Consider the following 14,175-nt stretch of genomic DNA (forward strand, 5'->3'; position numbering starts at 1 on the left):
CGCCCGGTTACATTCCGAACCCGGAAGCTAAGCCTTTCAGCGCCGATGGTACTGCAGGGGGGACCCTGTGGGAGAGTAGGACGCCGCCGAACAATTTTTAGCCTCAACCCCCGGACTTTGTCCGGGGGTTGAGGCATTTTTGCGTTCCGGAGTCGTAGGGGACCCTGTGCGTCTGGGCGTGGTGGCTGAGGGTAAGGTCGGGGGGCATCGTCCGTACGTTCCCAGCAGGAGGCCCCCGGGTGGAGGTCCAGGAGACTCGCGTTCAGACCGACCGGGTCCTCACCATCCCCAATATTCTGAGCATGGCTCGCCTCGTGGGGGTGCCGCTCTTCCTGTGGCTGATCCTCCGGCCCGTGTTCGGCGGCCCCAACAGCGATGGCTGGGCCCTGCTCGTGCTGATGCTCAGTGGCGTCAGCGACTATCTCGACGGCAAACTGGCACGGCGCTGGAACCAGATCAGCAGCCTCGGCCGGCTCCTCGACCCCGCCGCAGACCGGCTCTACATCGTCTCCACGCTCATCGGGCTGACCTGGCGCGAGATCCTGCCGATCTGGCTGACCGCCGCCCTTTTCGCCCGCGAGTTGATGTTGCTCGTGATGGTGGGAATCCTCCGCCGGCACGGGTACCCGCCGCCGCAGGTGAACTTCCTCGGGAAAGCTGCGACTTTCAACCTGATGTACGCGTTCCCGTTGCTGCTTCTCAGTGACGGAACGGGCTGGCTCTCGTCACTCGCTGAAGTTTTCGGGTGGGCCTTCGCCGGATGGGGTACAACTCTCTATTGGTGGGCAGGGATCCTCTACGTGGTCCAGGTCCGTCGACTCGTGAAGGCGGATACCGCGGCCGATTGAGCCCGTCTGTCCTGTGTCGAGCAGCGTCGCCGGCAACAACGAGGACGTCCGAGGGCCCCTGAACGGACAGGTGAAGTCGGCAGGACCGTCGTCTCTTCAAGGAGGACGCTTCCGACATGAAGGCCGTCGTGATGGCCGGTGGCGAAGGAACCCGCCTTCGCCCCATGACCTCGAGCATGCCCAAGCCTCTGCTGCCGGTGGTGAACCGGCCGATCATGGAGCACGTCCTACGACTGCTCAAGAGGCACGGTCTCAACGAGACCGTCGTCACCGTGCAGTTTCTCGCCTCTCTCGTCAGGAACTACTTCGGCGACGGAGAAGAGCTCGGGATGGAGCTCACGTATGCCAACGAGGAAAAGCCACTCGGTACAGCGGGAAGTGTGAAGAACGCCGAGGAAGCGTTGAAGGACGACGCTTTTCTCGTCATCTCGGGGGATGCACTCACCGATTTCGACCTCTCCGATCTCATCGCCTTCCACAAGGAGAAGGGCGCCCTCGTCACGGTCTGTCTGACCCGGGTGCCCAATCCGCTGGAATTCGGGATCACGATCGTCGACGAAGAGGGCAAGGTCGAGCGCTTCCTGGAGAAACCCACCTGGGGGCAGGTCTTCTCGGACACCGTGAACACGGGCATCTACGTGATGGAGCCCGAGGTCTTCGACTACGTCGAAGCGGACGTGCCGGTCGACTGGTCGGGCGATGTCTTCCCGCAGCTCATGAAGGAGGGCAAGCCGATCTTCGGCTATGTCGCCGAGGGCTACTGGGAGGACGTCGGCACCCACGAGAGCTATGTGAAGGCCCAGGCGGACGTCCTGGAGGGCAAGGTCCAGGTCGACATCGACGGCTTCGAGATCTCGCCCGGGGTGTGGGTCGCCGAGGGCGCCGAGGTGCACCCCGAGGCGGAGCTGCGCGGACCGCTCTACATCGGGGACTACGCCAAGGTCGAGGCCGGCGCCGAGATCCGTGAGCACACCGTCATCGGCTCGAACGTGGTCGTGAAGAGCGGTGCCTTCCTGCACAAGGCCGTCGTCCACGACAACGTCTACATCGGGCAGCAGAGCAATCTGCGGGGCTGCGTGATCGGGAAGAACACCGACATCATGCGGGCCGCCCGGATCGAGGACGGAGCCGTCATCGGGGACGAGTGCCTCGTCGGGGAAGAATCGATCGTGCAGGGGAACGTGCGCGTCTACCCCTTCAAGACGATCGAGGCCGGTGCCTTCGTCAACACCTCGGTCATCTGGGAGTCCCGGGGGCAGGCCCATCTCTTCGGGGCGCGCGGGGTCTCCGGCATCCTGAACGTGGAGATCACCCCCGAGCTGGCCGTACGGCTGGCGGGGGCGTACGCGACGACCCTGAAGAAGGGGGCGACCGTCACCACCGCGCGTGATCACTCCCGGGGCGCCCGGGCGCTGAAACGGGCGGTGATCTCCGCGCTCCAGGCCAGCGCCATCGACGTACGGGACCTGGAGAACGTCCCGCTGCCCGTGGCGCGGCAGCAGACCGCACGCGGAAGCGCCGGCGGGATCATGGTGCGGACCTCGCCCGGTGTGCCGGACTCCGTCGACATCATGTTCTTCGACGAACGTGGGGCCGACCTCTCGCAGGGCGGGCAGCGGAAACTCGACCGGGTGTTCGCGCGCCAGGAGTACCGGCGGGCCTTCCCCGGTGAGATCGGCGACCTCTCCTTCCCCGCCAGCGTCTTCGACTCGTACACCGGGTCGCTGCTGCGGAACGTCGACACCACAGGGATCGCCGAGGCGGGGCTGAAGGTCGTCGTGGACGCCTCCAACGGCAGCGCCGGGCTCGTCCTGCCCAGCCTGCTCGGGCGGCTCCAGGTCGACTCGCTGACCATCAACCCCGGGCTCGACGAGTCCCGTCCCACCGAGTCGGCCGAGAGCCGGCGGGCCGGGCTCGTACGGCTCGGGGAGATCGTGGCCTCGGCGCGGGCCGCGTTCGGCGTGCGGTTCGACCCCGTCGGCGAGCGGCTCTCGCTCGTGGACGAGCGGGGGCGGATCATCGAGGACGACCGGGCGCTCCTGGTGATGCTCGACCTGGTGGCGGCCGAGCGGCGCTCCGGGCGGGTGGCGCTGCCCGTCACCACGACACGCATCGCCGAGCAGGTCGCCGCGTACCACGGCACCCAGGTCGAATGGACGACCACCTCGCCCGACGACCTCACGAGGGTCGGACGCGAGGAGTCGACGATCTTCGGCGGTGACGGGCGCGGCGGGTTCATCGTGCCCGAGTTCAGCAGCGTCTTCGACGGGGCCGCCGCCTTCGTGCGGCTGATCGGGCTCGTGGCGCGGACACAGCTCACGCTCAGCCAGATCGACGCCCGGATCCCGCGGGCGCACGTCCTGAAGAAGGACATCGCGACGCCGTGGGCCGTGAAGGGGCTCGTCATGCGTCGGGTGGTGGAGGCGGCGGGCAGCCGCTTCGTGGACACCACCGACGGAGTCCGGGTGGTCGAGGCCGACGGGCGGTGGGTGATGGTGCTGCCCGACCCCGCCGAGGCCGTCACCCATCTGTGGGCGGAGGGCCCCGACGACGCCTCCGCGCAGGCCCTGCTCGACGAGTGGGCCGAAGTGGTCGACAGCGCAGGTCGCTGACGGTCCGGGCCGGCTGGGACGGGAGGCGCCCGAGGGGTGCCTCCCGTCCGTAAGGAGGGGCCATTCGGCGGTAGGCCGTACGACGTGCGACGATGTGCGGCATGTCGCAGCAGCCCCCCGTTCGGAGCACCGGATCACCGCCGCCGCGTCCGGACGCCTCGATGTCGCTGCTGAACAACGTGATCGACCACGCGCTCGACGACGGCTATGCCGAGGCGACTGCGCGGCGCGCGGCCGAGGGCGGCGGGCTGCCCCGTAACCTGCGGGCCAAGCTGGGCGTCGCCGCCGGGCTTCTGCTCGCCGCCGTCGTCGTGACCGTCGGTGCGGCCGAGGCGCGGGTCGCCGCGCCGGTCGTCGCCAAGGAGCGGCAGGACCTGATCGACCGGATCGACAAGGAGACGTCGACCGCCGACCGGCTGGAGACGGACGTCGAGCGGATCCGGACCGAGGTCGGGGACCGCCAGCGACAGGCCCTCCAGCAGCACGGCGGCGACCAGGCCGAGCTCGTGGCGCTGCTCTCCGGCGCGACGCCCGTGCACGGTCCCGGTGTGAAGCTCGTCGTCGACGACGCCAAGGGCACCGACACCGGGGGCGGCGGGCCGCGGGAGAGCAGCGGCTTCTCCGACACGGGCCGGGTCCGCGACCGGGACATGCAGCGGGTGATCAACGGGCTGTGGGAGTCGGGCGCCGAGGCCGTCGCGATCAACGGTCAGCGGCTGACATCGCTGTCCGCGATCCGCGCCGCCGGTGACGCGATACTGGTCGACAACAAGCCGCTGGTGCCGCCCTACACCGTCCTCGCGATCGGGGACGGACAGCGGCTGAGCACCGCGTTCCAGGACAGTGCGGACGGGCAGTACCTGCACGTGCTGGTGGAGAACTTCGGGATCAGGAGCAGGATCTCGGCCGAGGGCGACGTACGCCTGCCGGCCGCGCCGAGCCTGGCCGTACGTACCGCAGAGCCGAGGGGGGCCGGGGCGGCGACGCCCTCCGGTCGGGCCACGGCCGACACAGGGAAGGGCACATCGTGATCGCCGTACTGGGCCTGATCGTCGGAGTCGTGGTCGGACTGTTGGTCCGCCCCGAGGTTCCGGCGGTGGTCGAGCCCTATCTTCCGATCGCCGTGGTCGCCGCCCTCGACGCGGTCTTCGGCGGCCTGCGGGCCATGCTCGACGGGATCTTCGTCGACAAGGTCTTCGTGGTCTCCTTCCTGTCCAACGTGGTCGTGGCCGCGCTGATCGTCTTCCTCGGCGACAAGCTGGGCGTGGGCGCGCAGCTGTCGACCGGTGTGGTCGTCGTGCTCGGCATCCGCATCTTCTCCAACGCGGCCGCCATCCGGCGTCACGTCTTCCGGGCGTGAGGCCGATGAGTGAGAACCCGCAGAATCCCGAGAACCCGCAGAATCCGCAGAATCCCGAGAATCCGCAGGACTCCGAGAGCCCGGTGAAGCCGGAGAGCCCGGAGCAGGTCGGGGGCAGTGAGTCCGGGTCCGCCGAGGTGACCAAGACCGAAGCCGCCAAGGCTGAAGTCGCCGAGCCCGAGGCTGCGAAGCCTGCGGTCGTGAGGCCGGAGATCGCCGAGCCCGAGGTCGCCGAGCCCGAGGAGGTACGGGTGCCCGAGGCGCCCGTCGTGTCCTCGGCTCCGGCCGTCGCCGAGCCGAGTGGGCGGCGGAGGCTCGTCGCGGCCCTGTGGCCGCCGCGGGTGACCCGGGCCCAACTCGTCGTCGCGCTGCTGCTGTTCGTGCTCGGTCTGGGCCTGGCCATCCAGGTCTCCTCGACGAGCGAGAACAGCGCGCTGCGCGGGGCCCGGCAGGAGGACCTCGTGCGGATCCTCGACGAACTCGACGACCGCACCCAGCGCCTGGAGGACGAGAAGGCCCGCCTGGAGAAGCAGCGTTCCGAGCTGGAGTCCAGCTCGGACCAGGCCGAGGAGGCGCGCAAGCAGACCCAGGAGAAGGAGCGGCAGCTCGGCATCCTGGCCGGTTCCGTCGCGGCCGAGGGGCCGGGCATCACCCTCACCGTCGGGGATCCCACCGGGGCGGTCGAGTCGGACATGCTGCTCGACGCCATCCAGGAGCTGCGCGCGGCGGGCGCAGAGGCGATCCAGGTGAACGGTGTCCGGGTGGTCGCGGACAGTTATTTCACCGGTAGCGGTGATGACATGCGGATTGATGGAACGAAGGTGACCGCTCCGTACGTCTTCAAGGTCATCGGCAAGCCGGAGGATCTCGAGCCCGCGCTCAACATCCCCGGCGGTGTCGTGCAGACCCTGGAGAAGGAGCAGGCCACGGCCACGGTGGAGCGGGCGGCGAAGATCGTCGTCGACGCCTTGCGACCCGCGAAGCGGCCTGACTACGCTCAGTCGTCCTCCCAGTGAGAGGAGGGCGAGGGGGTCCCGCGACAAGGGCATGACGTTGCGGGGGGTCGGCGTACCACAATGGTGGTGCGTGGTGGAAACTGTCCGGAGGATACGGACGTTGTGAAGGTGTCCGGGTCGGCAGGTGTGAAGGATTTCGGTTCGTCCTGCCCCACGGGCGGGTCTGTTTCGGTCAAGGGGAATCGCCCGTGAGTTTTTTTGCGAAGTTGTTCGGCAAGAGCGGACGCGAGGACGGCGGCAGCGCCAAGCACGCCGCGTCGCGCCACGCCCAGAGCGAGGAGCAGGGCGGCGAGCGCCCCCTCTTCCGTGACGAGGTCGCCGGCCGGGGCGGTGACATTTCGGGCACGCCGGGCGCGTCTTCTGTTGACCCCGCCGGGGCCGCCCGCATAGGTTTCGGGGAACCATCAACCTCAGGTACGGGTGGAGGGTTTACGCCCGATCCGTACGCGACACAGACCTCCGCGGGGCAGCCGCGGCAGGAGGATGCGTCCATGCCGGTGTGCACGAGGTGCGGTCACCGCAACACCGCCGACAGCCGCTTCTGCTCCCACTGCGGTACGCCGCTGCGGGGCGGGATCGCTCCCGAGCGCGCGTCGGAGACGACGTCGACGATCTCCATCTCGGGGCTTGAGGCGTACGACGCGGAGGTCACCGGTCAGACCGCCCTTCCGTCGCTGTCTCCCGAGGCGCTGGCCGCCGTGGAGGCGCTGCCGCTGGGCTCCGCGCTCCTCGTGGTGCGCCGGGGGCCGAACTCGGGCAGCCGCTTCCTGCTCGACGGCGAGCTGACGACGGCCGGCCGTCACCCGCAGAGCGACATCTTCCTGGACGACTTCACGGTCTCCCGGCGGCATGTCGAGTTCCGGCGGGGGCAGGACGGCAGCTTCACTGTCGCTGACGTCGGCAGCCTCAACGGCACGTACGTCAACCGTGAGCCGATCGACTCGGTCGTTCTGTCCAACGGCGACGAGGTGCAGATCGGCAAGTACCGGCTGGTCTTCTACTCGAGCCAGCGAGGCGTGTGACGCCTCGGGGAAGCCCCTTCAGGGAAGGTCCATGCTGCGAACACCGACGGGCGGTGCCGGATCCGGCACCGCCACCGCGGGCGACCGGCTGGTCAGCATCGGCACGGTGCTGAGCCAGCTGCGCGACGAATTTCCCGAAGTGACGATCTCCAAGATCCGGTTCCTGGAGGCCGAGGGGCTGGTCGAGCCCCGGCGGACGGCCTCCGGATACCGGAAGTTCAGCCCGCAGGACGTGGAGCGGCTCGCCCGCATCCTGCGGATGCAGCGGGACCACTACCTTCCGCTGAAGGTCATCCGCGAGCACCTCGACGCCCTTGAGCGGGGCGAGCAGATCAAGCTTCCGGCGCCCGGGCGCCGGCGGGACCTGCTCGAAGGACCCTGGGAGCAGGACGAGGCGGACGCGCCGACCGTCGCGCGGCTCGGCCGGGCCGAACTGATCGCCGCCGCCGAGGTGACCGAGACCGAGCTCGCCGAGTGGGAGTCGTACGGTCTGATCGCCGAGGCGGAGGGCGGCGGCTACGACGCCGAGGCCGTCACCGTCGCGCGACTCGTCGCGGATCTGGGGCGATTCGGTCTGGAACCCCGGCATCTGCGGGCCGTCAAGGCGGCCGCCGACCGGGAGGCCGGGCTGATCGAGCAGGTGGTCGCGCCGCTGCGCCGACACCGCAACCCGCAGACCAGGGCCCATGCGGAGGCCACCGCGCAGGAGCTCGCCGCACAGTCGGTGCGGCTGCACGCGGCACTCGTCCAGGCCGCGCTGGGGATCCGGCTCCAGTGATCCGGGAAGGGGCCCCGGGGAGGGCCCGGTAGGGGTCGCTCGGGGGGCCCGACTATCCAAACCGGTCGGGCACGTCCTAGGGTTGCTGTGTGAACGAGCTCGACGTTGTGGGTGTCCGGGTGGAAATGCCCTCCAACCAGCCGATCGTGCTCCTGCGTGAAGTGGGAGGCGATCGGTACCTCCCCATCTGGATCGGACCGGGTGAGGCGACCGCGATCGCCTTCGCCCAGCAGGGGATGGCCCCGCCGCGGCCGCTGACGCACGACCTGTTCAAGGACGTGCTGGAGGCCGTGGGACAGGAGCTCACCGAGGTCCGCATCACGGATCTGCGCGACGGGGTCTTCTACGCCGAGCTGGTCTTCGCCAGCGGCGTCGAGGTGAGCGCGCGGCCGTCGGACGCGATAGCGCTGGCCCTGCGGACCGGGACGCCGATCTTCGGCAGCGACGGTGTGCTGGACGACGCCGGTATCGCGATTCCGGACGAGCAGGAGGACGAGGTGGAGAAGTTCCGCGAGTTCCTCGACCAGATCTCACCGGAGGACTTCGGCAGCAGCAGTCAGTGAGACGGAGCGGTGCGGCCGGAGGCCGTTCGCGGGGTGCCGTCAGAGCATTCGAGTAGCCTTTCCCCGGAGAGGGACACGCGAAACCACTCTCAGGGTGATTATCACTCGGCGTGCCGAGTGTGGCGATCGTTGACGCACCCCGGGTGACTGCCTACCTTCGTGTGGGCAGGTCAAGGACGGAGGGTCGGCGTGATGAGCAGCGCGGACGGTACGGCAGGGAGCTCGCTCGGACGCGTGTCCGGGGAGAGCGGTCCGTATCCGCTTCACGGCAGTGTGGGCGACTTCGGGACGGACAACGGCGTCGCCGACGCGGTGATCGGCTATCGCGGGCCGACGGCCTGCGCGGCCGCCGGGATCACCTATCGCCAGCTGGACTACTGGGCGCGCACCGGGCTCGTGGAGCCGAGCGTGCGGCCCGCGTACGGGTCGGGGACGCAGCGGCTCTACAGCTTCCGCGACGTCGTCGTACTGAAGATCGTCAAGCGTTTCCTCGACACCGGGGTGGCCCTCCAGAACATCCGGGCCGCGGTGCAGCACCTGCGCGCCCGGGGCTTCCGGGACCTGGAGCGGATGACGCTCATGAGCGACGGGGCCACGGTGTACGAGTGCTCCTCGCCCGACGAGGTCGTCGACCTCCTCCAGGGCGGGCAGGGCGTCTTCGGCATCGCCGTCGGGGTCGTCTGGCGCGACGTCGAGGCGGCGCTCTCGCAGCTCCACGGGGAGCGGGTCGACACCGGCGAGACGCTGGTCCGGCACAACCCGGGCGACGAGCTGGCACGCAGGCGGCGCGACAAGGCGGTGTGAGCGCGCCGAGGGGCCCGGGCGGGCCGGATCCGCCCGGGTGTTCCGTGGGGGCGTTGTCAGTGGCGTGAGGCAGCATCGGACGTGTGAGAGCCGCGCCCACGATCCTGCATCTCGACATGGATGCCTTCTTCGCCTCCGCCGAGCAGGCGTCGAAGCCCAGCCTGCGCGGGAAGCCCGTGGTCGTCGGCGGCCTCGGGCCCCGGGGCGTGGTCGCCACCGCCTCCTACGAAGCCCGCCGCTTCGGGGTGCACTCGGCCATGCCGATGGGCCAGGCGCGTCGGCTCGCGCCGAACGCGGCCTATCTCGTGCCGCGCTTCGCCTTCTACCGCTCGATCAGCGAGCAGGTCATGGAGCTGCTCCGGCGGCTCTCGCCGCTCGTGGAGCCCCTCAGCCTCGACGAGGCCTTCGTCGACCTCGAAGCCGGCGGCGTCGCCGACGACGGCGCGAGCGCGCGGGCGGCGGGGGAGCGGCTGCGGGCCGACATCCTCGCGACGACCGGACTCACCGGGTCCGTGGGGCTCGCCGGGTCCAAGATGATCGCGAAGATCGCCTCCGAGGAGGCCAAGCCGAACGGGCTCGTCGTCATCGCGCCCGGGACGGAGCGGGAGCTGCTCGGGCCGCGGTCGGTACGGATCCTGCCCGGGGTCGGGCCGGCCACCGGGGAGCACCTGCGCCGGGCCGGCATGAGCACCGTCGCCGACCTCGTGGAGGCGGGCGAGGACGAGCTCGTACGGCTCCTGGGACGGGCGCACGGGGCCTCGCTGCACCGGATGGCCCAGGGGTACGACGACCGGCCCGTGGTGGCCGAGCGGGAGACCAAGTCCGTTTCGGTCGAGGACACCTTCGACGTGGACCTCCACGACCGGGTGCGGATCCGGGTCGAGGTCGAACGGCTCGCGGAGCGGTGCGTCGCGCGGCTGCGGTCCTCGGGGCACTCCGGGCGGACCATCGTCCTCAAGGTGCGGCGGTACGACTTCTCGACGCTCACCCGGTCCGAGACGCTGCGGGGGCCGACGGACGACCCGGGGGTCGTACGGGAGGCGGCGGGGCGGCTCCTGGAGGCGGTGGACACGACCGGGGGCGTGCGGCTGCTGGGAGTGGGGGTGACGGGGCTCGCGGACTACACGCAGGAGGATCTGTTCGCCCAGGCGGAGGCGGGGGCCTCGGAGCGGCCCGCGGAGGAGATCGCGCCCTCGGAGGTGGAGGAGGCGCCTCCCCCCGCGGCGGAGAGCGCCGAGCGGGTGTGGGCGCCCGGGCACGACGTGCGGCACGCGGTGCACGGGGCCGGGTGGGTGCAGGGGAGCGGGGTCGGGCGGGTCACGGTCCGGTTCGAGGACCCCTGGTCCGGGCCGGGGCGGGTGCGGACCTTCTCCGTGGACGACCCGGACCTCGAACCGGCGGAGCCGTTGCCGCTGGTGCGGGGGGACGAGGCGGCGTGACGGTGCCCACCCGCACCGTCGCGCGGGTGGGTCCGTCCTCGGGGCGGGTCCTCAGGCGCCGTCCTGGCCCGCCAGGCGGCCGAAGTCGGTGTCCGGGGCGTCCGTGGGCGGGGGAGGCAGGGCGAGGCTGTAGTGGCGGTACAGCTGGAGTTCCTGCTCGGGGGAGAGGTGGCGGCCCACCCCGAAGTCGGGGGCGTCCTTGATGAGGGCCCGCTCGTACGGGATGTGGAGGCCGTCGTCGAGCAGGGCGCTCGGCTCCAGGGGGACGAAGGCGTCCCGGCTGAACAGGCCCGTGCGGACCGCGGCCCATTCGGGGATGCCGGTCGCGTCGTCCAGGTACACCTCGTCCACGGTTCCGATCTTGTGCCCGTTCCGGTCGAACGCCTTGCGGCCGATCAGGCTGCGCGGATCGATATCGGTCTGCACGGTCCCTCCAACTGGTCGCAACTGCTCTACACCCCTACGAAAGTGCACATCTGGGATGTCGGCCACTTGAGCGATGGGAGCCGCAACCTCGCTGGTAGGCTGGTTGTGGCTGTCGACCCCGTGCGGGAGAGTCCCCCGGAGAAACCTTCCGGTGGGCGCCGAAGGAGCAAATCCTCCCCGGAATCTCTCAGGCCCCTGTACCGCGCGGACGAGGTCACTCTGGAAAGCAGAGCGGATGTCCGACGGCATCGCGCTCTCACCGACGGTGAAAGCCGGCGGGCCGCGAGGCGTGCCGGTGAAACTCTCAGGTTGAGATGACAGAGGGGGAGGCCGTCCGGGTACCCGCGCCGTGGTGCCCCTCGCAGGTCGTGACGACCAGGAGGCCTCCGTACATGACCGCCAACCGCACTCCGCTCTCCGAGCTCGAACAGGGCATCCCGTTCGAGCAGCGGCACATCGGCCCCGACGCCGAGGCGCGGGCCAAGATGCTCGCCCAGGTCGGTTACGGCTCGCTCGACGAGCTCACGGCCGCCGCGGTGCCGGACGTCATCAAGAACGCCGAGGCGCTGGGCCTGCCGGCCGCGCGCACCGAGGCCGAGGTCCTCGCCGAGCTGCGCACGCTCGCCGACCGCAACCAGGTCCTCGCCCCGATGATCGGTCTCGGCTACTACGGGACCTTCACCCCGCCGGTGATCCTCCGCAACGTCATGGAGAACCCCGCCTGGTACACGGCCTACACGCCGTACCAGCCGGAGATCTCCCAGGGCCGCCTGGAGGCCCTGCTCAACTTCCAGACCATGGTCGCCGACCTGACCGGTCTGCCCACCTCCGGCGCCTCCCTCCTGGACGAGGGCACCGCCGCCGCCGAGGCCATGGCGCTCTCCCGCCGCGTCGGCAAGGTCAAGAACGGCGTCTTCCTCATCGACGCCGACGCCCTGCCGCAGACCATCGCCGTCATCGAGACCCGCGCCGAGCCGACCGGTGTCGAGGTCGTCGTCGCCGACCTGAGCGAGGGCATCCCCGCCGAGGTCGCCGAGCGCGGCGTCTTCGGCGTGCTCCTCCAGTACCCGGGCGCCTCCGGTGCCGTCCGCGACATCAAGCCGCTGATCGACGCCGCCCACGAGCTCGGCGCGATCGTCACCGTCGCCGCCGACCTCCTCGCGCTCACCCTGCTCACCTCGCCCGGCGAGCTGGGCGCCGACATCGCCGTCGGCACGACGCAGCGCTTCGGTGTCCCCATGGGCTTCGGCGGTCCGCACGCCGGCTACATGGCCGTCCAGGACAAGCACGCCCGCTCCCTGCCCGGCCGCCTCGTGGGCGTGTCCGTCGACGCCGACGGCAACCGCGCCTACCGCCTGGCCCTGCAGACCCGCGAGCAGCACATCCGCCGCGAGAAGGCCACCAGCAACATCTGTACCGCTCAGGTGCTGCTCGCCGTCATGGCCGGCATGTACGCCGTCTACCACGGCCCCGACGGTCTGAAGCAGATCGCGCAGCGTACGCACCGCTACGCCGCCATCCTGGCCGCGGGTCTCACCGCCGGTGGCGTCGAGGTCGTGCACGGCTCGTACTTCGACACCCTCACCGTCCGCGTGCCCGGCAAGGCCGACGAGGTCGTCGCCGCCGCCCGCGAGGCCGGGGTGAACCTCCACCGCGTCGACGCCGACCTCGTCTCGATCTCCTGCGACGAGACCACCGGGCGCGCGCAGCTCGCCGCCGTCTGGGGCGCCTTCGGCGTCACCGCCGACATCGAGGCCCTGGACGCCGCCACCGAGGACACCCTCCCGGCCGGTCTGCTGCGCTCCGACGCGTACCTGACCCACCCGGTCTTCCACGCGCACCGCTCCGAGACCTCGATGCTGCGCTACCTGCGCAAGCTCGCGGACCGCGACTACGCGCTCGACCGCGGCATGATCCCGCTCGGCTCCTGCACCATGAAGCTGAACGCGACCACCGAGATGGAGCCGGTGACCTGGCCCGAGTTCGGGCAGATCCACCCGTTCGCGCCGGTCGAGCAGGCCGCCGGATACCTCACGCTCATCAACGAGCTGGAGGAGCGCCTCGCCGAGGTCACCGGTTACGACAAGGTGTCCATCCAGCCCAACGCCGGTTCCCAGGGCGAGCTGGCCGGTCTCCTCGCCGTCCGCGCCTACCACCGCGCCAACGGCGACGAGCAGCGCACCATCTGCCTCATCCCGTCCTCCGCGCACGGCACCAACGCCGCCTCCGCGGTCATGGCCGGCATGAAGGTCGTCGTCGTCAAGACCGCCGACGACGGCGAGGTCGACGTCGTCGACCTGCGCGCCAAGATCGAGCAGTACCGCGACGAGCTCGCCGTCCTGATGATCACCTACCCGTCCACGCACGGTGTGTTCGAGGAGCACGTCGCCGACATCTGCGCCGAGGTCCACGAGGCCGGCGGTCAGGTGTACGTCGACGGTGCCAACCTCAACGCGCTGGTCGGTCTGGCCAAGCCGGGTCACTTCGGCGGCGACGTCTCGCACCTGAACCTGCACAAGACCTTCTGCATCCCGCACGGCGGCGGTGGCCCCGGCGTCGGCCCGGTCGGCGTCCGCGCCCACCTCGCCCCGTACCTGCCGAACCACCCGCTCCAGCCCACCGCGGGCCCGGAGACCGGCGTCGGCCCGATCTCGGCCGCCCCCTGGGGCTCCGCCGGCATCCTGCCGATCTCCTGGTCGTACGTGCGCCTCATGGGCGGCGAGGGCCTCAAGCGCGCCACGCAGGTCGCCGTGCTCGCGGCGAACTACATCGCCAAGCGCCTGGAGCCGCACTTCCCGGTCCTCTACACCGGCCCGGCCGGTCTGGTCGCCCACGAGTGCATCGTGGACCTGCGTCCGCTCTCGAAGGAGACGGGCGTCACGGTCGACGACATCGCGAAGCGCCTCATCGACTACGGCTTCCACGCGCCGACGATGTCCTTCCCGGTGGCCGGCACGCTGATGATCGAGCCCACCGAGTCCGAGGACATCACCGAGCTCGACCGCTTCTGCGACACGATGATCGCGATCCGCGGCGAGATCGAGAAGGTCGCCTCCGGCGAGTGGCCCGGTGACGACAACCCGCTGCACAACGCCCCGCACACCGCGGCCGCGCTGGGCGGCGAGTGGAACCACCCGTACACCCGTGAAGAGGCGGTCTTCCCGGCCGGTGTCTCGGCCGCCGACAAGTACTGGCCGCCGGTGCGCCGCATCGACGGTGCCTTCGGCGACCGGAACCTGGTCTGCTCCTGCCCGCCGCTGGACGAGTACGACAACTGAGCACGCGCCGAGGGCCGGTTCGGAGGATC

At 70.4% G+C, this 14,175-nt stretch carries 12 protein-coding genes, 1 rRNA gene and 1 riboswitch; of the genes, 12 read left to right on the forward strand and 1 reads right to left on the reverse strand.

What is annotated here, in order from left to right; translation table 11 throughout:
• The 11 genes from rrf to ACFYUS_RS12330 all read left to right on the forward strand — a co-directional run.
• Positions 1–92: ribosomal RNA gene (gene rrf / locus ACFYUS_RS12280) — 5S ribosomal RNA — on the forward strand; the annotation flags it as partial.
• A 147-nt stretch (positions 93–239) separates the two neighbouring features.
• The gene (locus ACFYUS_RS12285) at positions 240–848 is read left to right on the forward strand and encodes a CDP-alcohol phosphatidyltransferase family protein (RefSeq protein ID WP_388849209.1); all 609 of its coding nucleotides are present in this window, start codon (positions 240–242) and stop codon (positions 846–848) included.
• A 116-nt stretch (positions 849–964) separates the two neighbouring features.
• Positions 965–3,460: a sugar phosphate nucleotidyltransferase gene (locus ACFYUS_RS12290; RefSeq protein WP_388849212.1), complete on the forward strand. Its 2,496-nt coding sequence runs from the start codon at positions 965–967 to the stop codon at positions 3,458–3,460.
• Between the two features lie 101 nt (positions 3,461–3,561).
• Entirely contained in the window at positions 3,562–4,491 is a 930-nt protein-coding gene (locus ACFYUS_RS12295; protein WP_388849215.1) for a DUF881 domain-containing protein, read from the forward strand.
• Positions 4,488–4,820: a small basic family protein gene (locus ACFYUS_RS12300; RefSeq protein ID WP_015032176.1), complete on the forward strand. Its 333-nt coding sequence runs from the start codon at positions 4,488–4,490 to the stop codon at positions 4,818–4,820. Before ACFYUS_RS12295 ends, ACFYUS_RS12300 begins: the two co-directional genes overlap by 4 nt.
• Positions 4,817–5,836 carry a DUF881 domain-containing protein gene (locus tag ACFYUS_RS12305; RefSeq protein WP_388849218.1) on the forward strand — a complete coding sequence of 340 codons (1,020 nt, stop codon included), beginning with the start codon at positions 4,817–4,819 and terminating at the stop codon, positions 5,834–5,836. The genes ACFYUS_RS12300 and ACFYUS_RS12305 overlap by 4 nt, the downstream gene beginning before the upstream one ends.
• An 80-nt stretch (positions 5,837–5,916) precedes the next feature.
• Positions 5,917–6,858, forward strand: coding sequence for an FHA domain-containing protein (locus ACFYUS_RS12310; RefSeq protein WP_388850563.1), 942 nt, complete (start codon positions 5,917–5,919; stop codon positions 6,856–6,858).
• 31 nt (positions 6,859–6,889) lie between these two features.
• Positions 6,890–7,636 (forward strand): MerR family transcriptional regulator, encoded by a 747-nt coding sequence (locus ACFYUS_RS12315; RefSeq protein ID WP_388849221.1) that lies wholly within the window; start codon positions 6,890–6,892, stop codon positions 7,634–7,636.
• 89 nt (positions 7,637–7,725) lie between these two features.
• Positions 7,726–8,199: a bifunctional nuclease family protein gene (locus ACFYUS_RS12320; protein ID WP_030686418.1), complete on the forward strand. Its 474-nt coding sequence runs from the start codon at positions 7,726–7,728 to the stop codon at positions 8,197–8,199.
• A gap of 192 nt (positions 8,200–8,391) precedes the next feature.
• A complete protein-coding gene (locus ACFYUS_RS12325) occupies positions 8,392–9,003 on the forward strand; it encodes a MerR family transcriptional regulator (protein ID WP_388849224.1) in 612 nt (203 codons plus the stop codon).
• An 83-nt stretch (positions 9,004–9,086) separates the two neighbouring features.
• The gene (locus tag ACFYUS_RS12330) at positions 9,087–10,442 is read left to right on the forward strand and encodes a DNA polymerase IV (protein WP_388849227.1); all 1,356 of its coding nucleotides are present in this window, start codon (positions 9,087–9,089) and stop codon (positions 10,440–10,442) included.
• A gap of 51 nt (positions 10,443–10,493) precedes the next feature.
• On the opposite strand, the gene ACFYUS_RS12335 is transcribed toward ACFYUS_RS12330, so the two are convergent.
• Positions 10,494–10,868, reverse strand: coding sequence for a PRC-barrel domain-containing protein (locus ACFYUS_RS12335; protein WP_388849230.1), 375 nt, complete (start codon positions 10,866–10,868; stop codon positions 10,494–10,496).
• A 113-nt stretch (positions 10,869–10,981) separates the two neighbouring features.
• Positions 10,982–11,081, forward strand: a riboswitch (glycine riboswitch).
• 179 nt (positions 11,082–11,260) lie between these two features.
• On the opposite strand from ACFYUS_RS12335, the gene gcvP reads away from it, so the two are divergent.
• Positions 11,261–14,146 (forward strand): aminomethyl-transferring glycine dehydrogenase, encoded by a 2,886-nt coding sequence (gcvP, locus tag ACFYUS_RS12340; protein ID WP_388849233.1) that lies wholly within the window; start codon positions 11,261–11,263, stop codon positions 14,144–14,146.
• Positions 14,147–14,175 lie beyond the last annotated feature (29 nt).

The organism is Streptomyces sp. NPDC004284 (assembly GCF_042874035.1).
In the GTDB taxonomy this organism is placed as follows: domain Bacteria; phylum Actinomycetota; class Actinomycetes; order Streptomycetales; family Streptomycetaceae; genus Streptomyces.

Excerpts from the sequence above, each read along its gene's own strand:
- ACFYUS_RS12290 (WP_388849212.1), top strand. The coding sequence starts at position 965 with ATGAAGGCCGTCGTGATGGCCGGTGGCGAAGGAACCCGCCTTCGCCCC.
- ACFYUS_RS12295 (WP_388849215.1), top strand. The coding sequence starts at position 3,562 with ATGTCGCAGCAGCCCCCCGTTCGGAGCACCGGATCACCGCCGCCGCGT.
- ACFYUS_RS12315 (WP_388849221.1), top strand. The coding sequence starts at position 6,890 with ATGCTGCGAACACCGACGGGCGGTGCCGGATCCGGCACCGCCACCGCG.
- ACFYUS_RS12325 (WP_388849224.1), top strand. The coding sequence starts at position 8,392 with ATGAGCAGCGCGGACGGTACGGCAGGGAGCTCGCTCGGACGCGTGTCC.
- gcvP (WP_388849233.1), top strand. The coding sequence starts at position 11,261 with ATGACCGCCAACCGCACTCCGCTCTCCGAGCTCGAACAGGGCATCCCG.